The sequence below is a fragment of the uncultured Clostridium sp. genome (assembly GCF_947072515.1).
In the GTDB taxonomy this organism is placed as follows: domain Bacteria; phylum Bacillota; class Clostridia; order Clostridiales; family Clostridiaceae; genus Clostridium.
Window position 1 is genome coordinate 59,941 of sequence record NZ_CAMTIG010000011.1, and the last position, 22,880, is coordinate 82,820.

Here is a 22,880-nt window from a genome sequence, read left to right on the forward strand (position 1 = left end):
ATGAGTAAATCATTGCGAGTAGTTTTTCCGTTTGATTTTGGGAATGATGATATACAAAATTTAAAAAAATCACTTAAAGATTTATCAAAACATAAAATTGATTTTTATGATAAAAAATGGGTTTGTGATAAATTAGCAAATAATGAAGCAGTAGATAGTTGTGGACGATATACGCTATATTTTACAAATACGCCTGAACAGTATAATGACTGGATAAGATATTATGCATTAGAAATGTATCGTACTGGTGCTAGAATAGCAACAATTAATAGAAATATTACTGATATAAAGGAGTTTTTTCAGTTTCTAGAGAAATACTGTGATTCAATTTCTCTTGAAGATGTAGAGATAGCACAACTTACTAGATTTAGAGAGTATCTAAAAAAATCAGAGTTAAGTGAAGATACTAAACATGCTAAGTGGTCTTGTATAAGTAATTTTTATATTAAAATGAAAGGGGCTAATGGTTACTTTAATGTAAATATAGTTGATAAGAACCCGTTTAAAAAGATAAAGCATAATGATTCTAAATATATATCAGACTGTATCACTAAGCAATTAGATGACGTGTTTAAAGATGAATCAATACCAATATCAATGAGAGCAGCTTATTGGATTATGAGATTTATACCATCTAGAATACAGGAAGTATACAAAATATCCATTGATTCCATTAAATACATTAAAAATGGATGGACGCTAACGTTGTATATGTATAAGCAGAATGGTGGTTACTATGAGCCTGAATTAAGAATGATAAAGTTTAAAAATGGCAGTATGGAAGGAGAGTTTTTACTTAATATACTAGAGCAACAAAGGGCTATAGCTGAGAGTTTGCAAGATAATCTTTCAGAAGAATTAAAAGGCTATTTTTTTACTTATCATGCATTTAATTCTAGAAAACAAAATGACGGTAGAATTAAATATTTTAACACTAAGGATATACTTGTTGCATGTGAGGGGAGTATTACCTATTTTTTATCTAACGTTTGTAAAAAGTATGATATAAGAGATAAAGAAGGAGAGCTTGCCCGCATTTCTTCGCATAGGTTAAGGCATAACGGAATTACAGATAGATTAAGTTCAGACGGTGGGTTTGATACTGGTGATGTTGCAAGTATAACAAATCATAAAAATGATTCGATGATTTTTAAAAACTATAATCATCCTACACAAGAGCAAATATTACAAAGCCAAGAGAATGTGTATAAAACATTGAATAGTAAAGAATATTCTAAACCTATTTATTTTCAAGGGAAAATAATGAATATAAATCCAACTCTAGAAAAAAGATTATTAAGAGATTTAAAAAAACATAAGACGAAGCTAGGTATATGTAGTGATAGCGAGGATTGTAAACATCAATATCGTTGTCTTGAAGATTGTGATTTTTATATTCCAAATTGTGATGATTTGGAGTATTTTGAGAATGAGATTTATGAATGGAATAGAAAGGCTGAATTTTATAAAGCAAAAAATATGACTATTAGACTAGAAAATGCTGAATATAATTTAGGTATTCATATTAAAGTTAGAGATAGAATACTGAACATGATAAAGGAGGAAGAGAATGGCTAGAAGTATACCAAATAAACTAAGAGAGAAGCAAGAAAAACAAAGGAAATATACTACTAACAAGATTGAGGAAGCTATTGAGATGTTGAAAGATTTAGGATATGAATCAATATCTATATCAAGTTTGGTAAAAGAAACTGGATTTGGTAGGTCAACTTTTAGTAAGCCTCATGTGAAAGACATATTAAAAAAGCATAAGATAGGTAAATTTAAAGAAATTAAAACAATTGCTTTAGAACAAAATATTAAATACACAAGGGAATACATTACTTTATTAGAAAAACAATTAAATAATGCTAATATAAAAATAAATAAGCTTGAATCAGAGTTAGTATTTAAAAATGCTAAGTTGAAAGAAACTCAATTAAATTTTATCAAAGTAGATTTAATGAATAAAGACTTAGCAGATAAATTTCAACGTATGTATGACAGAGTTGTTGCGGTCGGGGTTAATATAATTTTATAGTTTTAATATAAAATTATATGGGTGTGGAAAAGAGATATATATAGAAATGTTAAATTAAATTAGGAGTATCATATGAAAATTTAAATAAGCAATTAGATGTTTTTATAAGTTAATAATTAATTATAGAAAAGTAATCTTTAAGTATGAGTTAAAATACTTAAAGATTATTATTTTTTGTCAAATAAAGATTGTATAGGAACCATTAAGGCTTCAGCAATAGCCTTAATTTCATAATCTAAGACTTCTCGTTTTTTACTCTCTATTTTTGATAGCATTGGCCTATCAATTTCGAGACCGTTAACTTGCAATTTTGCTGTAAGTTGTTCTTGAGTAAGGTTAGTAGATTTTCGTATTTTTTTGATGTTATCACCAATAATATTTCTATTGTTCATTAAAATTCCTCCTAGATGTATTAATTCTAATAAATTGAACAAACTAAAATGTGTGATAAGTACACAAAGAGAAGATTTAGGAGGTTTTATTATGGAGATACGTTCACCATATGTTAAAGATATTGCTTTGTATAAAGAGATTGCTAAAAATATAGTTAATCCATTAGAAGTGCCAAGAGAAAGTATTAGCAACTCAATAGATGCTGAGGCAAAAACAATAACAATAGATATTTTCAGAAATGAGAAAGGTGTATTTTGCATTAGTTTTTCTGATGATGGATGCGGAATGGATATAAATGATATAGATAGCTTTTTTAATTTAGGCGATTCTAGAAAGGACATAAGAAATATAGGAGAAAAGGGATTAGGAACAAAAATATTTTTTAAGAGCAAATTACTAACTGTAGTTAGTCAAAAGAGCAGTTCAAAAAGAATAATTGCTAAAATGGAAAGTCCATGGGAAAAGTTAAGCTTTGGAGAGATACCAAGTTATAGCTTAGAAGAAGTAGAGGCAGTTGTTGGTAGTAATGGAACCACTGTTATTATTGAAGGATATTTAGTTAATAATCCAGAAAAATATTTTAATTTTTATACATTAAAAGACTATATTTTATGGTTTACCGCAGGAGGTAGTTTTAAGAGCATATTTGCTACATTTCCTGAATTAAATATTTATGTTAAAAATATGCAAGTAGCACCTAGAATATATATCAATGATAAAATATTAGAGATTAAGAAAGAAATAGCAGGAGGACATCAATTTCATTTACCGCAAGAAAGTCCTAAAGAAGATTATTGTGAAAAAGTATATAAAAAGTCAGTTAATTATTGTAGACATTTTGGTCCATATCACAAAAGCACAAATATAGATGGTGAATATGTATCATTCCAGATGTATGGAACAATTTCAGGAATTAACTGCAGAAAAGAAATTTGTAAATTAAGACCTGGAGAAACCATAAAGAGGAGATTTGGAGTATATTTAGCTAAGGATTTTATAGCATTTACAAAGAAGTCGAGTTTAATAACAGATCCAAATTATCATCATTTTCACATTTTAGTTAATTCACAAAATTTTGAACTCACAGCAGATAGAAATAATATAAGTAATGAAAATGATGCAAAAATAAAGTGGATATTATCTTCAGCAAAGAAAATTATAAATGAAGATATTATGCCAATTGCATATAAAACATATTTTAAAATGAGAAAAGAAGAAGAGTGTTTAGAACAAATATTAGAGAAAAATTATAATTTAAACAAAAGAATTGAAAAACTACCTAAATTAAGGGAGTTGAACTTAAAAGATATATCAGTAAAAAAAGTTCCAGACAATGAGGGGCAAGTAGCTTTATTGTTAGCTGTTTTATTATGCACTAAATATAAAAAACATATAAAATATATAGATTCCATTGCACAGTATTCTCACCAATCGACAACAGATTTAATTTGTTACAATAAAAATGAGGAGCCGTTGCTAGTAGAATTGGAGTTACTCTTAAGCAATATATTTAAACATGAGCATCCATATCAAACATTTGATTGTATAGTATGTTGGAAGATAGATATAGAGGTAAATGAGAGGCGAAAGCTAGTTGATGGTGTGGAATTAAAGTTAATATTTGAAAAAAATCAATGGCTATTGAAATATGGAACCGATAAAGTGATACCTGTGATTGAATTATCAGAGGTAGTTAGGAATATAGTTAATGTTCAGAAGCAAGGAATGTGAGATATTTAAGTAATATGAGGTGTTTTATAATAAATTTAAGCAATTTAAATAGATTATTTAATAGAGATGTTTTAATATATTACAAGGAAAAAATATATTAAAACAACCTATGAGTTAATTAAGTAAATTGACTGAAAACTATCTTTGAATTAGTACATATACTACTTCAAAGATAGTTTTTTTATGAAAATAATTAAATATGTATATTTATATTGATAAGTGTTATAATTATATAGAAAGTGGACCACGGAGGTGAAAAAATATGGAGTATAAATCAACTATAAAATCTAGACCATACTTATATAAAGAAACTAAAAAGTCTATAAGCCTTATAAATAAAGGGTTAGATGTTGATGATATAAAAAATAAATCTCTTGAAGATAATATTTTCCAACTAGAAAGTGAAGCCAGAAAGAAGGAAGTTGCATCAATAATTATTGCAAGGTTAAAAGATTTAGATAGATACATTATAGAGAAAATTGAAGATAGTAATATAGAAACATCAAAGGTTTTAGTTTTATATGCAATAGTTAAAACAGATAGATTGTTTTTTGAATTCATAAATGAAGTGTATAAGGAAAAAATACTATTAAAAGATTTATACATAAGAGATAAAGATTTTGGGGTATTTTTTCAAAATAAAAGAGAGCAAAGTGAAAAGGTTGCATCATGGTCAGAGTATACTTTCAAAAAATTAAAACAGGTTTATATAAGAATATTATTTGAAAGCGGTCTTATATCAAATCAAAAAGGTGATAGAGAAATTAGAATTCCTATGATTGAAAGTGAAGTAAAGGATTACTTATATAGTATCGGAGATTGCATTTATATAAATGCAATACTTGGAATAATTAATTAGTAAATGGGAGGGGGTTAATGAAATGAAAGATATATATATAAGATTGGATGAGATATTACCTAAAGTAGTTGAACCAGACTTTAGAAAAAACAAAGGATTAGGTAATGAAATTGGATTTTATGTATTTGATTATAATCCGGAAGAAGAGTTAGTAGTTAGAGATAGAGTCAAATTTATAAAAGAAAAGGCTAAATCAGCATATGGATTAAACATTGTTGAGTTTGATTTATATCAAATTATAATAGAAACATTAATTGAATTTGGATATTTAGAGCGCTGTTTTAAAATGGAGCAGGCTAAAGGCAGTGAGCATGTACTTTTAAAGGCAATAAAAACATGTTTAAGAATTACTGAAGATGATGATTTGTTTTTAGAGTACATTGAATCAAGGCTTGAAGGAGCAGATATAGTATTTTTAACTGGTGTTGGCAAAGCATGGCCGATAATAAGGTCACATACTATATTAAATAATCTTCATAGAATTGTTGAGGAGCAACCATTAGTAATGTTTTTCCCAGGTACATATGATGGGGGAACGCTTATGTTATTTAATCAATTAAAAGATGATAATTATTATAGAGCATTTCAATTAATAGACAAATATTAAGTTGTGGGGGAATAAATTTATGGACGTAAAATTAAAAGCTATGTTTTATAAACCAATTGATAGAGATATTAAAGGGGTAATTAAAGTAGGTCAGGCTGATGATGAAAATATTAAGCAAGAATTAGAAGAATATGTTGTAACTGGAGAGTTAAATAAACATATAGATAGATTCTTTGAAGCCTATAAGACAGGGATTATAGGAAATACTGACAAGAATGGAGTTTGGATATCAGGATTTTTCGGTAGTGGTAAATCACATTTCTTAAAAATACTATCGTATCTTTTAGAGAATAAAAATATAGAGGGTAAGAAGTCTATTAATTATTTTGATGATAAGGGATTAGATAATTTTATATTAGCCAATATGAAAGCAGCAGGAGACGTTTCAAGTGATGTAATCCTATTTAATATAGACTCAAAGTCAGATTCTAAAAGTAAATTAAATAAAGACGCAATAGTTAATGTATTTAATAAAGTTTTCAATGAAATGCAAGGCTTTTGTGGAACTATGCCTTGGCTTGCAGATTTAGAAAGACAAATGGCTAAGGATGGCGTTTATGAAAACTTTAAAGAAAAGTTTAAAGAAATAAGTGGTGCTGAATGGGAGAAGTGTAGATCTAATTTCTACTTTGAGGAAGATGCAATAGTAGAAGCATTAGCGGAAACAACTAAAATGAGTATTGATGCGGCTAGAAATTGGTATAACAAGGCTGAAAATAACTACTCATTAAGTATTGATGATTTCGCTAGCAAGGTAAAGGAATATTGTAATTCAAAAGGTAAGAATCATCATGTTGTATTCTTAGTTGATGAAATTGGACAATACATTGGAGATAACACTCAACTTATGCTTAACCTTCAAACAGTTGTTGAAGATTTAGGTACTAAGTGTCAAGGAAAGTGTTGGGTTATTGTAACTTCACAAGAAGGATTAGATGAATTCACAAAAGTAAAAGGAAATGACTTCTCTAAGATTCAAGGTAGATTTAATACAAGATTATCTTTATCATCAGCCAATGTTGATGAAGTTATTAAGAAACGTATTCTTAGAAAGACAGACGGTGCTGAAAGTCATTTAAAAGTATTATATGAGCAAAAGGAATCAATAATAAAGAATCTTTTAACGTTCACTTCTGATACAGCAGAAATGAAGTTATATAAGAATAGTGAGGATTTTGCAGAAGTATATCCTTTTATACCATATCAGTTTAACTTACTACAATCAGCCTTTAATGGAGTAAGAGAGCATGGTGCATCAGGTAAAAGTTTATCTAAGGGAGAAAGATCTCTTTTAGGGGCTTATCAACAAGTTGCTATTGACTATATGGATAGGGATTCTAATATATTAGTTCCATTTTCAGCATTTTATAAAACTATAGAAACTTTCCTAGATTCATCAATAAGATCAGTTATTATGAACTCAGAAAAAAATGATAGATTAGATGAATTTGATGTTGAAGTATTAAAGTTATTATTCTTAGTTAAATATGTAAAAGAAGTTAAAGCAAATATAAACAACCTAGCAACATTATTAGTTGATAATATAGATGCATCTCATAGAGATTTAACATTTAAAGTTCAAGAGTCATTAAAGAAGTTAATAAGGGAAACATTAGTACAAGAGAATGGGGAAGAGTATGTATTCCTTACTAATGACGAACAAGATGTTAATAAAGAAATAAAAAATATGAATGTAGATAATGGGGAAGTTATACAAAAGGTTGGAGAAATTATCTTTGATGATATTTATAAAGATAATAAATATAACTACTCTAAAAAATATATGTTTACATTCAATAAGATAGTTGATGATAGAACAAGAGGTCCACAAAATAATGAAATAGGAGTTAGAATAACAACTGCTAACTTTGATTTAATAGGTGGAGGTGGTACTTCGCAAAGTGAATTAAAACAACTATCTATTAGAGAAAATAATGTAATAGTTAATATCTCAAAAGATGTTAATTATTTAGATGAAATTGAAAATGTGTTAAAGATAGATGCATATCTAAGATTAAAAGGTGGTTCAAAGTCAACTTCTACTATAGAGGATATCAAAACTAAGAAGAGTAGAGAAAGAGAAGATAGGCTAAAGAGAGCAAAACTTTTAATTGAAGAAGCAGTAAGAACAGCAGAAATTTATGTTAATGGAAGTCTTTTAGATATAAAAGAAAAAGGTGCTATAGATAGAATCAATGAAGGATTAAAAGCATTAATAGATTCTAAGTACAACAAATTGAATTATATAAAGGAATTTAAAGAAACTACAAAGGATTTATTTGATATCATAGATGCTAAGTTAGTTAAAATGACTATGGTAGATGTAGAACCTAATAGACTTGCAATAGATGAAATAAAAACACATATAGAAACAAGTACATCAAGAAACCTTCAAGTAACTGTTAAAAGTGTTATAAGTAAGTTCTCAAATGCTCCATATGGATGGAAAGAGATAGATATTCAAGGAGTAGTAGTAACATTGTTTAAAAAGCAGGATATAAAGGGTGTTTTAAACAATGAAGTATTATCACCTAATAATAGAGATGTGGTTAACTATGTTACTAAGAGAGATTATGTAGATAGAGTTATTTTAAAGACTAGAGAGAAAGTTCCAACTAAGTATATAGAAGCATTAAAGGACTTAAATAAAGATTTATTTGGTTATTCATCTATGCCAAGTGATGAAGATGGAATGATGAGTAACTTTATATCACAGTGTGAGTCAGAATTGCACAGGATAGAAATAATGCTTAATAACTTTACTGTAACAAGCAAATATCCAGGAGAAGTTATATTAAAAGATGGAATGAAGATCTTTAAAGAAGTTATAGAAATTAGGGATACATTAGAGTTTTTTAAGAGAGTTTATGATTTAGAAGGAGACTTCTTAGATTATGTAGATAAGATTGATAACATAAAGGGATTCTTCTTTAAGAAGGAAAATGGAACTATTGATACTTCTTCTAAAGGAGAACAAAGATTAATATTCGATAGTGCAATAGAAAAGTTAAGAAATTATGATGAAAACAAAGAATATATAGTAAATGATGAAATTAAGGAAATAGTTGAAGAGATAAAGACTATTTTAAGAATGAAAGAGCCATACTCTAAAATACCAACTATTCCATTATTAATAGAAAAGTATAATAATAAAATTTTATCATTATTAGAAGAAGAAAGTATTCCTGTTCTTGGATTTATTCAAACATGTAAGAAAGAAGTTATAGAAACTTTAGAAAACTATGATTTTAAGAATAAGTTCTTTAACGGAATAAATGAAGAGTTTAACAACTTAAGAACTAGAACTGAAAAGGCAAGTAGTTTTGCTGTTCTTTCATCAATGTCAGACCTTTCAGATAAGTTAAAATTAAAGTGGATTAAAGAAATATTAGCAGAAGATGAAAGACAAAGGTTATTAAAGGCAAAAGAAATTGAGTTAGCAAATAGTATTAAAAATCCTTCTGGAGCAATAGAAGGAAATGATACAGGTTATGTTGCAGATCCAGTTAAACCTGAGCCAGAGGTAGTAATAAAAACTAAAACTTTAAGTATGAGAGAATTAGTTAGAGGACAGAAAGTTATTAAAAATACTACTGATATAGATGAAGTTGTTGAAGCATTAAGAAAGAAATTAGAAGAAGAGTTAGAGAAGGATACTATTATAAGTCTAATATAAGTGAACATCTAAATCTTAAGTGAGAATCTAAATTTTAATTTAGTTATTCGAACATACCTACTTGGTGGATTTAGTAATGTGAACTTACTCAGCGAACGTATGTGAGTCGAGTTACAAATATAAATAGGGAAGTAGGTACTTCCCTTATTTAATGTGAAAGGATTGTAAAGATGGATAAGAATAGAATAAAATCTTTTGCTATTTGGGCAAGAAGAAGTTTAATTAAGTCGGTAAGCGAAAAAGCATATAGTATTGGAGTATATGAAGATAAGGTATTAGAAGCAACTGCTGTACAAGGTGGATTTAAGTTAGAAGGAAAAGAAGAGATATTTACGCTTTCAAAGAAGGATAGAGATACTTTAGTTAAGCAAGTTAATGAAAAGGGATTTGAGCAAGTAATGGAAGAAGTTGCATATACTTGGTTCAATAGATTTATGGGATTAAGATATATGGAGGTTAATGATTATCTTCCAACAGGAGTTAGAATACTTTCATCAGAAGTTGAGGGGAAAAAAGAACCTGATGTATTAACTAAGGTATCGGAAATAATAGATGAATTAAATTTAAATGTTAATGAAATATATGATCTTTTAGATACAGGTGATACATTAGATAGAGAAAAAGCATATAGAATTATTCTAGTTAAACAATGTAATGAACTAGGAAAAATAATACCTCAAATGTTTGAGAAAATAAGTGATTATACAGAACTTTTATTACCAGATAACCTACTAGAACAAGGTTCTGTTATAAGAAGAATGGTTGAGGATATAGAAGAATCAGATTGGCGTGAAGAAGTAGAAATAATAGGCTGGATGTACCAATACTATATTTCAGAAAAGAAGGATGAAGTTTTTGCAGCCTTAAAGAAAAATATAAAAATAACAAAAGAAAATATACCAGCAGCAACTCAATTGTTTACTCCAAAATGGATTGTTAAATATATGGTGGAAAATTCATTAGGAAGACTATGGCTAGAAGGACATCCAAATGAAGAACTACAAAAAGAGTTTAAATATTACCTAGAAGAAGCAGAACAAGAGCCGGACGTTAAAGAAGAGTTGAAAAAAATAAGAGAACAACATGCAAAACTAAACCCAGAAGATATAAAAGTTTTAGATCCATGCATGGGGTCAGGTCATATTTTAGTTTATGCCTTTGATGTTCTTTATGAAATATATAAAACAGCAGGATATTCTGAAAGAGAAATACCGAGGATGATACTAGAAAATAACCTATATGGCTTAGATATAGACGATAGAGCAGCACAATTAGCATCATTTGCATTAATAATGAAGGCTAGACATTACAATAGAAGATTGTTTAGAGAGATTGAAAGAGAATATTTAGAACTTAATATATGTTCAATACAAGAAAGTAATAGTATTCATAAGGAAGCAATAGATTATTTCTGTAGTTTAGAAACTGGATTAGATAATGATGATTTAGAAAATGACTTAGAATATCTATGGTCAACATTCACTGATGCTAAGGAATATGGTTCAATAATTGAAGTTGAAAAAGTAAACTTTGAAGCATTAAACCAGAGATTAAAAGAAATAGAACAAGAAGATAATTTAATGTTTGGTGATTATAGAGTAATGCTTTTAGAAAGAGTACCTATGCTTATTAAACAGGCTGAGATAATGAGTAGAAAATATGAAGTTTGTATTACTAACCCTCCGTATATGGGTAATAATGGTATGGAGAAAGGGCTGTTGGAGTATGCAAAAAAAAGGTATCCAAATAGTAAAGCAGACTTATTTGCAATGTTTATTGAAAAATGTGGAAAGTTAACGAAAGATAACTACTATCAGGCTATGATTACACAACAAACATGGATGTTTTTATCAACATATGAGAAATTAAGGAAGAGCATTTTAAATGATGATATTATAAATATGATTCATCTTGGACCTAGGGCATTTGAGGAAATTGGAGGAGAAGTAGTACAAACAACATCATTTGTTTTAAGAAAATCTAATGTAGATAAATTTGTTTCTTCATTTGTTAGACTTGTTGAATATACTAATCAAAAGTTAAAAGAAGAAAATTATAGAAATGAAAAGTGTTTATATCTTTTTGAAAAAAGATATATTTATATGATACCTGGTAATACATTTGCATATTGGATTTCTAGAAAGTTATTAGAAGTATTTAGTAAATCGATTAGTTTAAGTTCGATTACAGAACCAAAGAGTGGTTTATCAACAACGGATAACAATAGATTTTTAAGATTATGGCATGAACCATTATGGGAAAAAATAAACTTATATCAAAGTAATTATGAGCAAACCAATGGCAAATTCTTTCCTTATAGCAAAGGTGGAGAATTTAGAAGATGGTATGGGAATTTAACTTATGTAGTAAATTGGGAAAATGATGGTAGTGAAATAAGAAAGGCTGCTATAGGGGCAAGTGGAGGACGTGTAGTTAATCCACAGTTATATTTTAAAGAGTATATAACTTGGACAAAAATTTCAACAGGATATTTTTCAATGAGATATTTCCCAAAAGGTACTATTTTTTCAGATGCAGGAGGTTCATTATTTTCTGATATGAATTTAGAATTGTTAGGATTTGCCAATACTAAAGTTTGCCAAGCATTTCTTAATATTATTAATCAAACACTTAATTATGTCGTGGGAAGTATCTCAAAATTACCATTATTGAATTTTAATGGATACGATATTGTTAAAATTGTTAATTATAATATAAGAATATCAAAAAATGATTGGGATTCATTTGAAACTTCATGGGACTTTAAAGTTCATCCATTGTTAAAATTATTAGATGAGGGTGAACAATATAGTTTAAATGCTATATTTTCTATTTGGGAAACTGAATGTGAGGAGAATTTTGAGCAGTTAAAATATAATGAAGAAGAGTTAAATAGAATATTTATTGATATTTATGGGCTACAAGATGAATTAACACCAGAGGTAGATGATAAAGATGTTACTATAAGAAAAGCAGATAGAGAAAGAGATATTAAGTCATTTATTTCTTATGCTGTTGGTTGTATGCTAGGTAGATATTCTATAGATAGCGAAGGTCTTATTTATGCAGGTGGAAACTTTAATGATAAGTGGAATTTGGGAGAAGGTAAGGTTAGAAAAATAGAAAAAGATGCAGATGGGAATATAATATCTGATTCATGGGTGAATTCTAGATTTACGCCTGATAGGGAAAATATTATTCCTATTACAGAGGATGAGTATTTTGAAGATGATATAGTTACGAGATTTATTGAGTTTGTAAGAACTGTTTATGGAGAAGAAACATTAGAAGAAAATTTAGACTTTATTGCTGATTCAATAGGAAGAAAAGCATCTGAAACATCTAGACAGGCAATAAGAAGATACTTTATTAAAGATTTCTATAAGGATCATTTAAAGATTTATCAAAAGAGGCCTATATATTGGATGTTTGAGTCAGGTAAGAATGATGGATTTAAGTGTTTAGTTTATATGCATAGATATAATGAACAAACAGTTGCTAAGGTTAGAACTGATTACATTCATACATTACAAAGAAAATATGAAGCAGAAATTAATAGGCTTCAGTTAGTAGTAGATTCAGAAGAGTATACAGCAAAGGATAGAACTACTGCAAAAAAGAAGATAGATAGAATATCTAAACAAATAGAAGAGTGTAGAGAGTATGACCAAGTAGTTGCATATTTAGCAAATGAAAAGATATCTATTGATTTAGATGATGGGGTAAAAGTAAATTATGCTAAGTTCCAAGATATTAAGGTAATAAATTCAAAAGGAAAAGAAATTAAAATGAATTTATTAGCAAAGATTTAAAACTTAATATGGGGTGAGATAATATTTCACCTCATGCTATTTTTTACAGGGGGGAAGATGGAGTATTTTATAGAGGGGTTAAAAGAATTTCTAACATATGATTTATTAAGAACGTTGTTTATAGAGAGTTTTAAAGCAGGTATTACTTTATTATTTGCATACATAAGTTTTAGATTTTTTCAAAATTATAAAGAAAAGAGTCAAAATAATAAGGTTTATATAAAAATGTTAAAACTTAATGATGATATAAGAAGAAATATTGAGAAGATATATGAAGTACTAGAATTATATAAAGAAGGTGAAAGACTTCAAGGTAATCTAAAGATACAATGTTCAAACGAAGTATACTATTATGATATCGCTCACAAGATAAGTGAGATAATAAATTTATATTATATTGATAGATCATATATAGATTTTTATCAAGAATTAGTTGAAGTATACTATTTTGATAGATATCCTATTCAAAGCATTGCAGAAATGTCAAATGAAATTGAATATATAAAACAAGGAACATGTGATCCAGAGGAAATAGCAATAGCAGAAAATGAGTTGGACTATATTGCAAAGAAAGATATATTTAATGATTTGAAAGAATTATATGATTTAATATCTAAGGCAGATAAGGAAAAGAAACTTGATAAAGTCAATTGCAAGTTATTTAAATTTAATAATAAAGAAGTAAGTGCAAAAAATAAAGAGTTAGATGAATTTTGTCAAGAAATATTTCTTAGAAACAAAACAATTAATGAAATAAAAGAAAAATATAAGAGATATAATTTTTTAGTAGGCAAAGTAATAACTAATGATAAAAAAGAAAATATAAAATTGAATTTTAAAAGATTTACTGATAGTGATGGAGTGTTATCTGAATATAATGCAGAATTTTATTTTAGGATAGAAGATATATTAGAAAAATATAATAATAAAGAGATATTATTAAATGATAGAAATATCTTAGAGAATACGTGTAAAGAGTTAGAGCAATATAAGTGTGATGTTGAAAAAGAAATAAATATAATTAAAAAGAAGATTGATTCGACTAAACGCTTTTTTGGAAGATAAATTAAAGAGGTGAGCAAGTGAATTTACAAGAAATAAGAAATTTTCTTAAAGAATTATTTTTAAAGCCTTTAGATAATGGTAAGAAGCGTCATATTGTATTTTGGTATGATGAAAATGAAGATTTTATAGATGAAATAGATAGTTTTGATTTAGAGGGGATAAAGGTTATTAAATTAACTGAAAACAATGCCTTCTGGATAAAACATTATATAGAAAAAGAAGATGAAGTAAACAATATATTAATATATTCAAATATGAAAAAGCCAGATCCACAAGAAGATTGGCTTTATGATATTTTTTCTTATAGCGAAGAGTTCTCTACTGATAGAGCAACAGTTATAATGAGAGAATTAAGAGTAATGGATTCATTACTAAAGCCAGAGTTCGAAACCTATAATATATTCTTTAAAAATAAAGAAAGAATATCAGGATTTAAAAATTTAAGTATTCAAGATTATACAAAAGAAAAAGTTCATATAGGTGTTCTTGCCGTTTTAACTAAGGTTAAAGTAATGGATATTGAAGAGATAATTAAGGCTATTATTAAAGATTATTTAGATGGAAGTAATAAGATATATGAAGATATAAAGAAATTTGGAAATGTAGATGCATTATGGGATTTACTTGAGAAGTATTTTGGGTATTCATTTGAAGAAAAAAGCATAGAGAGATTTATGGCTATGTTATTAGTAACTAATATGAATGAAAATATTAAGTTTGAATTCCCTAAAGCGTATACAACATATATTTCTTCAAAAGTTAGGAACTGTTTAGTTTTCATAAATCATTTTATGGATAACATTAAAGATAGTGATTATTATGATAAGATGCAAGAGTTAATTGCAAGAAAACTAAAAATAACACAGTTATTAGAAAAAAGGGATACTGATGAATTTATAAAATGTGAAGTTTTTGAAGATGTTGATAAAATAATTTTAACTAGAATAACCAATCTCTTAAAAGATGGTGTAGAAGAATATGATAAGTATTTATCTATTTTAGCATCAAGAAGAACATTACATTATTATAAGCAGTATAAAAGTGAATACAAGGCTATAAAATGGGCTATAAACTTATTAAATAAGAAGAAGTCATTAAATTCAATGATACAAACAGAAGGCTCATTTGATATGGTTAAGTCTTATACAAAAGATTACTACTATATAGATAAGGCATATAGAAAGTTCTATTATCATTATGATAAGTGTCAATGGAAAGAAGAATTAACTGATTTAAGAGATACTATTGAAAATACATATAATAACTGGTATTTACAAGAGTTATCAATTAAATGGAATGAATCAATTAGAAGTTTAAATTCTTGGAGAATAGAAGGTTTAAAACAACAAGATAAATTCTATAGAGAAAATATTAAGTATAAAGGAAAAGAGAGAACTTTTGTAATAATATCTGATGGATTAAGATATGAAAGTGCAGAAGAGTTAAATACCTTACTTACAAATGAAAGAAAAGGTAAAACTGAATTGGATTATATGCAAGGGGTGTTACCTTCATTTACAAAGTTAGGAATGGCATCTCTTTTACCTAATAAAACTATTGAAATTAATGATAAATATGATGTTATAGTTAATGGAATAAGTAGTAATGGAACAGATAATAGAGACTTTATTTTAAAAAGGGAAAATGAAAAATCTTTAGCAATTACTTATGATAAAGTTATGGATATGAGAGATGCTGAAATAAGGAAAGCATTTGTAGGTTTAGAAGTAGTTTATATTTATCATAATACTATAGATGCAAGGGGAGATCATGCTTCAACAGAGAGAGAAGTATTTAGTGCTACAGAAGAAGCCTTTAAAGAAATAATTGCTTTAGTAAATAAGTTAGTTAATAGAGTAAGTGCAGCAAGTATAATTATTACAGCTGATCATGGATATCTTTATCAAAGAAGTGCTATGGAAGAAAGTAATAAAATATCAGGTATTAAACTCGATGATGGTGAAGATAGTAGAAGATTCTTATTAACATCTAAAAATGAAAATGTTGAAGGCACAATAACATTTAGTATGGATTATTTATTAGGAGATGATTCTAATAAATATGTTATAACTCCAAATGGTACTTCAAGGTTTAAAGTTCAAGGAGCAGGGGCGAACTTCGTTCATGGTGGAGCAATGTTACAGGAAATTATAGTACCAGTTATTAGATTTAAAAATGATAGAAGTACATCATCAGCTAATGATATAAGAAAGGTTAAAGTATCTTTAACAAGTATAAATAGAAAGGTAACTAACCCAATAACATTCTTAGAGTTCTTCCAAGATGAAAAATTACAGGATAAAGTAATTGGAAAGAAAATAAGAACTTATTTTGAGGATGAAGAAGGAAATAAGATATCAAATATTAAGACAATAATAGCAGATTCAAGATCAGAGAATCCAACTGATAGAAGTTATAGAATTGAGTTTGTATTAGAAAGTAGACCCTATGATAAAACAAAGCAATATTTCTTAGTTATGGAAGATGAAGAAGATGCGAATGGCGATTATGATAGAATACCATTTAATATTGATATAGCAATATTAAATGATTTTGGGTTTTAAAATTGACTAGAAAGATATTTCTAGTCAATTATGAAAGATAGTCATTGAGAATTATATTTAAAATTAAACAATCAATTTTAGGATTAAGATTTAGTATTTCTATTAATTTAGTATAAGTTGTACTTAGGAAGAAAACGTCAAAATGGGGTTTGTAGTTATCTAAAAAATAAAAATCTGTATGAATTGTATCGAGAATAAGGTTTTTATTATAGTCAAGGATGTATAGAACGTCTTTAGAACCGCAAAATTCCCATAAGTCATTAGTTGTATCTGTAGTTGAAAATAGAAAAGTTCTAGAGGAAGTAGATTTTAAATTGTTTATAATTATATAAGTAAAGGAAGATAAAGGTATATCTTTGTAATGGAAAACTTTCTCATCTATAGATGAAAGTGCTTTAAGAAATTCAGATACTGTAATATTAATATTTAAAGTGTTTGTTATATAGTTATAAATTACGTTAGAGTAAAGTAGTAATGATACTTTAAGGTTTTCAACTTCTAGGGAAGTTGGAGCAATATAAATATTTGAAAACCTATCGGTGTAATTTACACTTGAGCAAGATTCATTTTTATAATGTGAGAAGTGGGTTCTACGGATTGGACTATTTTCACATTTAATATATACAGGCTTATGACAAAAAGGACAATAAGGATTAAAATTTACTCCGTTTTTCTTTAAAACTAGGTACTGATCTATAAAGTATATATTACTTTTATTGTCAATACAGGTAGAATGAAGTTTTTTTGGATTAAACATTAGATTTACTCCTATACAGTTATATAATATATATTATTCAATTTATACTATAAAAATACGTATATAGATTAAAATGATTTTTATGGGGAAGGGATTATTTTTTATGGATGAATTAAGTGTGAAAATTAATCAGCATTTTGCTGGGAAGGTTGTTAGAAAAGATTTAACACAAAAATTAAAACAAGGTGCCAATGTGCCTATATATGTACTTGAATATTTACTTGGAATGTATTGTGCTACTGATGATGAAGATAGTATTAATGCAGGAGTAGAAAGAGTTAAAAATATATTAGCAGAAAATTTTGTAAGACCGGATGAAGCCGAAAAAATTAAATCTAAGATTAGAGAAATGAGTAGATATACAGTTATCGATAAGCTTACTGTTAAGCTTAATCAAAAGAGAGATATATATGAAGCAGAGTTTTCTAATTTAGGGCTTAAAAACGTTGAGATAGACTCAAAATATGTTAAGGAGTTTGATAAGCTTCTTGGTGGTGGAATTTGGTGTATTGTTAAGATGAAATACTATTTTGAGGAAGGAGTTACAGACCCAAATCCTTTTATTATAGAAGCAGTAACGCCAATTCAAATGCCTAATATGGATATGGATGAACTCATAGAAGGGAGAAAAGCTTTTACTAAGGAAGAATGGATTGATATTCTTATTAGAAGTATAGGAATGGAGCCAACACAGCTTGAGGATAAAGTTAAGTGGCATATGCTTCTTAGAATGGTTCCTTTATGTGAAAATAACTATAATATGTGTGAGCTTGGACCAAGAGGGACCGGTAAGTCACATTTATACAAAGAAATTTCACCAAATTCAATTCTTGTTTCAGGTGGACAAACAACGGTAGCTAATTTATTTTATAATATGTCTAAACGACAAGTTGGACTTGTTGGAATGTGGGATACAGTAGCCTTTGATGAAGTTGCAGGCATAACATTTAAAGATAAAGATGGAATACAAATAATGAAAGATTATATGGCATCAGGCTCTTTTGCTAGAGGAAAAGAGGAGAAGGCAGCTAGTGCGTCCATGGTATTTGTAGGTAATATAAATCAAAGTGTGGATGTTCTTTTAAAAACATCCCATTTATTTGATCCATTCCCAGAGGCTATGGCTTATGATTCGGCCTTCTTTGATAGAATGCATTTTTATTTACCGGGATGGGAAATTCCTAAGATGAGACCAGAGTTTATAACAGATAACTTTGGGCTTATTACAGATTATCTTGCAGAGTATCTTAGAACTATGAGGAAGAAAACTTTTGGTGATGTTATAGATAAGTATTTCAGATTTGGAAGTAATCTTAATCAAAGAGATGTTATAGCAGTAAGAAAGACAGTTTCAGGACTTGTAAAGCTTATATATCCTCATGGAGAATATGAAAAAGAAGATATAGCAGAAATTTTAAAGTATGCTTTAGTAGGTAGAAGAAGGGTTAAGGAGCAGTTGAAAAAAATAGGTGGAATGGAATTCTATGATGTTCACTTCTCTTATATAGATACAGAAACTATGGAAGAAGAGTTTATATCAATTCCAGAGCAAGGTTCAGGCTCATTAATTCCAGAAGGGATGTCAAAGCCGGGTCATGTTTATACAGTTGGAATGGGATATGACATGATAGGAGTTTATAAATTAGAAGTTGAAGTTGTTGGAGGAACGGGTAAGTTTGAGAAAACTGGTATTGGATATGATAGAGAGGCTAAGGAAAGTATAGAGACAGCATTTAGATACTTTAAGGCTAATAGCAGAAATATTAGTGCTTCAATATCAACAACTAACAAAGACTACTTAATGCATATACAGGATGTTAATGGAGTAGGAATGACATCTAGTCTATCACTAGCAGCAATAATAGCAATGTGTTCAGGGGCATTAAACAAACCAGTACAAAGTCAGTTGGCTGTATTAGGTTCTGTAAGTATAGGTGGAACAATTAATAAGGTAGAAGATTTAGCAAATACACTTCAAGTATGTTTTGATGCAGGAGCAAAGAAAGTATTACTTCCAATGATAAATGCAGGTGATATACCGATGGTTCCGCCAGAGCTTTTTGCAAAGTTTCAAATTATGTTCTATAACAGCACAGAGGATGCTGTATTTAAAGCATTAGGAGTTCAATGATTAATGAATTGATACTTAAGTGATGTAATAAAAAAATATAAAAGAATCTATGAATTTAATTTATAGATTTTTTTGTATATCAAATTAACCATTTCATATATAAAAAGAGATGATTAAAATCATCTCTTAATAGTATATACTTATATTCTATCTATAAATTTATCTGATATCAGTTTTATAAATCTACTTAAAGCTGTAGAATATCCATATTGATTTGTTTTTGATGAAGTTATATATAATTTCTTTTTAGCTCTGGTAATTGCAACATAAAAAGTTCTTTTTTCTTCTTCAAATTTATTGTTCTTTACAGCTTGAAATGAGGGGAATACATTTTCTTGTGCACCAGATAAAAAGACATAATCGAACTCTAATCCTTTAGCTTGATGAGCTGTTATTATAGGGATTCTTGGTCTTCCAATTCTTTTAATCATCAATTCTTCTAATTCACCATTTGATAATCCTGTCATTTTAATTACATCTAGTAAAGAATCGCGATTGCTTTTTTCTAGAATATCCATATCTTCTATTAATCTATAGAAATCTCTTAATCTTGAGATTTTATCAGCACCAGTTTCATCTTTATAAATTTCTTTTAAACCAACTATATTCATTACATATACTATAATTTCATGAGCTCTTTTATTTTCAGAAGTTATAAATAAATTGTGTAAAATTTCTCTTATTTTTTCAAAACTTTTTAGGTGTATTCCCATTAATGCTATACGCTCTAATGAAGTTGGCCTTAAATATTCATTTATAGCATGTTTTAATAATTGACCTGTTGCTAAAATATCATCCATTGCATTATGAGTTGGCTTGTTTTCTGTATCAAAAATATTGCTAAGAGTTTCTAATTTGTGATTAGCTGCATTAGGATAGAACCTTCTAAATATATCTAAAGTGTCAAATATACCTTTAAAATTAGGCTTACTTAATTTCAATCGCTCTAGTTCACTAGCTAATATATTTATATCATATTGAACGTTATGTCCTACAATTACAGTATTTTCGCTGAATTTTAAGAAATCTAGCAATACAATTTCTTTTTCCTCACCATGTTCTGAAAGAAAATCATCTGAAAAACCATGTACTAATTCTGATTTTTTTACTGACTTTTTATTTTTAAGAAATCTTTCAAATGTATCTATTACTTTACCGTCGTTATTAAGTTTTATTGCTGCTATTTGTATAATTTCATCTTCAGTAACATCGATTCCAGTACTTTCAACATCAAAAATTACAACATTATTTTCTTCAAATTCTTCAATTAAGAGTCCATATTTTTCACCATATTTTACTGAGTTATTATCAATGTAATCTGCTAATGTAATTCCAACTTGTTTGTATTCATTAGAATCTATATTATCTAAAGTTTTTTTACCAATACCAACAGGTAATCTTTTTAAAATTCGATTTAGACTTAAGGAGTCATTTCTATTAGCTATTAATTTTAAAAAGGCTATCATATCTTTAATTTCTTGTCTTCTGAAAAATTTATATTGATCTACTAAAACAAAATCATATTGTTTCCTTCTTAAATTTGATAAGTTAGCACTTAGTAGAGTATTATACTTATTATCTCTAGTTATAATACAAGTCCTAGGAAGTTTACTGCCGTCATAGACTAATTTATCTACTTCTGATACTATAAACTGTGCTTCTTCATTAATATTCCTTTTAATAGCTAATGAGATTTTTTCACCCTCATTACTAGTTTCTGAGGTTATTTCATCTTTATAAGTTTCACTAACTTTAGTTGGAAAAGCATTTTCAAGAAAATCTACCGAAGCATTAGTTAAAATTTGAGTAGCTCTATAATTTTTATCAAATACTACTTCTACAGGTTTATATTTTTTTCGAAATGTTTCAAATATAAATTCTGGTTCTGACCCTCGCCACTCGTAGATCGTCTGGAATATATCACCGCAAAGTAATATATTATTGTCTTTAAATAATTTTTCGACTATGGAATACTCTAATTTGCTAGTATCTTGCATTTCATCTATATTTATAAATTTATATCTCTTATTTAATGATTCAACTACTGCTATATCATTAAATAAGAGTTGTGCATTACTTATTAAATCATTAAAATCTAATCCATGATTTATATTTAATAAGGTACTATATGTTTTAATTAAATCTGCACCATGGTCTCTAAAATACTCTTTCATTTCAATATTAAGCTCATATTTTCCATTTACTTTTTGTCTACATACGTCATTAATGGCATCTTCATTTTTTATAAATATATTTTGAATAGCTTTTTTAAAATCAGTATTATTGCTAGAAGTATATATATTCGACTTGGCTATTTCTCTCTTTATTAAATCAATGAAATCTTTTAATCCTTTAACTGGATAATTAAAGTAGTTACAAGTTCCTAATAATTCTTTACAATCTTCCTCATCAAAAATTAAGAAATCTGTGAATATATCTGTTTTTTTCTTAGCTTGTTGCTTTATAATATCAAAGCAAAAACTATGAAATGTTTTAATTGTAATATCCTTAGCTTCCGTTCCAACTATGGTTTCTATTCTTTCTTTCATTTCTTTGCAAGCTTTATTTGTAAAAGTAATACAAAGTATCTCTTGGGGAGTTGCTTTTTTCTCACTTAAAATCTTTGCTATTCTTTTGGCTAAAGTATCTGTTTTTCCTGTTCCGGCGGATGCTAACAAAAGAATGTTGTTAGCATGCTCATTTACAATAAAATTTTGTTTTGTATTTAATTCCATTACTGATACCTCCTAAGTATTTAATATCTTGTTGCTACTTAAAATATAAGTCTATTATTAGTATTATCGACTATAGTATCCAATTTTAAATAGAAATGTATTTTAAAATTTTCATATTTAAAGAAAGATATTAATTAAGTCTTCAAATTATATTTTATTATGCTTTTGAATATATTATCACATAATAATATGATTATACATTTTTAGATAATAATTCTACTTTGCTGAAAGTTTTATATTAATAGTTGAATGTAGTTTTTATTAAAAAGTATTATTTTGTGATTAATCTTAGAGTTTAATAATATAAAAAAATTAGTCTGGTTTTTAAAATATCAGACTAATTTTTTGTGACTTTAGAGGTACACTATATAATGAATCTTATAAAAATAGATAAATAGATAACTACGATATAGTAAATAATATATAGTGAAAAGAAAAGGTTAATATAAGTAGTGGAAAGACTATGGTTTTATCAGAAAGAATAAATAATATTTTAAACAGTGGGATAA

13 protein-coding genes are annotated in these 22,880 nt (G+C 27.6%); 10 read left to right on the forward strand and 3 right to left on the reverse strand.

Features of this window, described 5'->3' with window-relative positions; genetic code table 11:
- Entirely contained in the window at nucleotides 1–1,578 is a 1,578-nt protein-coding gene (locus Q0W06_RS06285; RefSeq protein WP_297632897.1) for a phage integrase SAM-like domain-containing protein, read from the forward strand.
- Entirely contained in the window at nucleotides 1,571–2,041 is a 471-nt protein-coding gene (locus Q0W06_RS06290; protein ID WP_297632900.1) for a DUF6262 family protein, read from the forward strand. The genes Q0W06_RS06285 and Q0W06_RS06290 overlap by 8 nt, the downstream gene beginning before the upstream one ends.
- Before the next feature lie 167 nt (nucleotides 2,042–2,208).
- Here Q0W06_RS06290 and Q0W06_RS06295 read toward each other — a convergent pair whose 3' ends face one another.
- Entirely contained in the window at nucleotides 2,209–2,433 is a 225-nt protein-coding gene (locus Q0W06_RS06295) for a helix-turn-helix transcriptional regulator (RefSeq protein ID WP_297632903.1), read from the reverse strand.
- Between the two features lie 91 nt (nucleotides 2,434–2,524).
- On the opposite strand from Q0W06_RS06295, the gene Q0W06_RS06300 reads away from it, so the two are divergent.
- The 7 genes from Q0W06_RS06300 (at nucleotide 2,525) to pglZ (ending at nucleotide 16,748) form a co-directional block, all read left to right on the forward strand.
- Nucleotides 2,525–4,165, forward strand: coding sequence for an ATP-binding protein (locus Q0W06_RS06300; RefSeq protein WP_297632906.1), 1,641 nt, complete (start codon nucleotides 2,525–2,527; stop codon nucleotides 4,163–4,165).
- Between the two features lie 262 nt (nucleotides 4,166–4,427).
- Nucleotides 4,428–5,024, forward strand: a complete 597-nt coding sequence (locus Q0W06_RS06305; protein ID WP_297632909.1) for a DUF1819 family protein — start codon at nucleotides 4,428–4,430, stop codon at nucleotides 5,022–5,024.
- 22 nt (nucleotides 5,025–5,046) lie between these two features.
- On the forward strand, nucleotides 5,047–5,631 hold the full coding sequence (locus Q0W06_RS06310; RefSeq protein ID WP_297632911.1) for a DUF1788 domain-containing protein: 585 nt from the start codon (nucleotides 5,047–5,049) through the stop codon (nucleotides 5,629–5,631).
- A 19-nt stretch (nucleotides 5,632–5,650) separates the two neighbouring features.
- Complete coding sequence (gene brxC, locus Q0W06_RS06315) at nucleotides 5,651–9,307, forward strand: BREX system P-loop protein BrxC (RefSeq protein ID WP_297632914.1); 3,657 nt, start codon at nucleotides 5,651–5,653, stop codon at nucleotides 9,305–9,307.
- Nucleotides 9,308–9,477: 170 nt separating this feature from the next.
- On the forward strand, nucleotides 9,478–13,119 hold the full coding sequence (gene pglX, locus Q0W06_RS06320) for a BREX-1 system adenine-specific DNA-methyltransferase PglX (RefSeq protein ID WP_297632917.1): 3,642 nt from the start codon (nucleotides 9,478–9,480) through the stop codon (nucleotides 13,117–13,119).
- Between the two features lie 57 nt (nucleotides 13,120–13,176).
- Nucleotides 13,177–14,184 carry a hypothetical protein gene (locus Q0W06_RS06325; RefSeq protein WP_297632920.1) on the forward strand — a complete coding sequence of 336 codons (1,008 nt, stop codon included), beginning with the start codon at nucleotides 13,177–13,179 and terminating at the stop codon, nucleotides 14,182–14,184.
- A gap of 17 nt (nucleotides 14,185–14,201) precedes the next feature.
- Complete coding sequence (gene pglZ / locus Q0W06_RS06330) at nucleotides 14,202–16,748, forward strand: BREX-1 system phosphatase PglZ type A (protein ID WP_297632923.1); 2,547 nt, start codon at nucleotides 14,202–14,204, stop codon at nucleotides 16,746–16,748.
- Between the two features lie 28 nt (nucleotides 16,749–16,776).
- Here pglZ and Q0W06_RS06335 read toward each other — a convergent pair whose 3' ends face one another.
- Nucleotides 16,777–17,505 carry a hypothetical protein gene (locus Q0W06_RS06335; RefSeq protein WP_297632926.1) on the reverse strand — a complete coding sequence of 243 codons (729 nt, stop codon included), beginning with the start codon at nucleotides 17,503–17,505 and terminating at the stop codon, nucleotides 16,777–16,779.
- Nucleotides 17,506–17,608: 103 nt separating this feature from the next.
- Here Q0W06_RS06335 and brxL point away from each other — a divergent pair, with 103 nt between their 5' ends.
- Nucleotides 17,609–19,636, forward strand: coding sequence for a protease Lon-related BREX system protein BrxL (gene brxL, locus Q0W06_RS06340; protein WP_297632929.1), 2,028 nt, complete (start codon nucleotides 17,609–17,611; stop codon nucleotides 19,634–19,636).
- Nucleotides 19,637–19,776: 140 nt separating this feature from the next.
- Here brxL and Q0W06_RS06345 read toward each other — a convergent pair whose 3' ends face one another.
- The gene (locus Q0W06_RS06345; RefSeq protein WP_297632931.1) at nucleotides 19,777–22,371 is read right to left on the reverse strand and encodes a 3'-5' exonuclease; all 2,595 of its coding nucleotides are present in this window, start codon (nucleotides 22,369–22,371) and stop codon (nucleotides 19,777–19,779) included.
- Nucleotides 22,372–22,880 lie beyond the last annotated feature (509 nt).

What these genes read in the sequence shown, in the direction of transcription:
- Q0W06_RS06285 (WP_297632897.1), top strand. Translation starts at nt 1, where the DNA reads ATGAGTAAATCATTGCGAGTAGTTTTTCCGTTTGATTTTGGGAATGAT.
- Q0W06_RS06290 (WP_297632900.1), top strand. Translation starts at nt 1,571, where the DNA reads ATGGCTAGAAGTATACCAAATAAACTAAGAGAGAAGCAAGAAAAACAA.
- Q0W06_RS06295 (WP_297632903.1), bottom strand. Translation starts at nt 2,433, where the DNA reads ATGAACAATAGAAATATTATTGGTGATAACATCAAAAAAATACGAAAA.
- Q0W06_RS06300 (WP_297632906.1), top strand. Translation starts at nt 2,525, where the DNA reads ATGGAGATACGTTCACCATATGTTAAAGATATTGCTTTGTATAAAGAG.
- Q0W06_RS06305 (WP_297632909.1), top strand. Translation starts at nt 4,428, where the DNA reads ATGGAGTATAAATCAACTATAAAATCTAGACCATACTTATATAAAGAA.
- Q0W06_RS06310 (WP_297632911.1), top strand. Translation starts at nt 5,047, where the DNA reads ATGAAAGATATATATATAAGATTGGATGAGATATTACCTAAAGTAGTT.
- brxC (WP_297632914.1), top strand. Translation starts at nt 5,651, where the DNA reads ATGGACGTAAAATTAAAAGCTATGTTTTATAAACCAATTGATAGAGAT.
- pglX (WP_297632917.1), top strand. Translation starts at nt 9,478, where the DNA reads ATGGATAAGAATAGAATAAAATCTTTTGCTATTTGGGCAAGAAGAAGT.
- Q0W06_RS06325 (WP_297632920.1), top strand. Translation starts at nt 13,177, where the DNA reads ATGGAGTATTTTATAGAGGGGTTAAAAGAATTTCTAACATATGATTTA.
- Q0W06_RS06335 (WP_297632926.1), bottom strand. Translation starts at nt 17,505, where the DNA reads ATGTTTAATCCAAAAAAACTTCATTCTACCTGTATTGACAATAAAAGT.
- brxL (WP_297632929.1), top strand. Translation starts at nt 17,609, where the DNA reads ATGGATGAATTAAGTGTGAAAATTAATCAGCATTTTGCTGGGAAGGTT.
- Q0W06_RS06345 (WP_297632931.1), bottom strand. Translation starts at nt 22,371, where the DNA reads ATGGAATTAAATACAAAACAAAATTTTATTGTAAATGAGCATGCTAAC.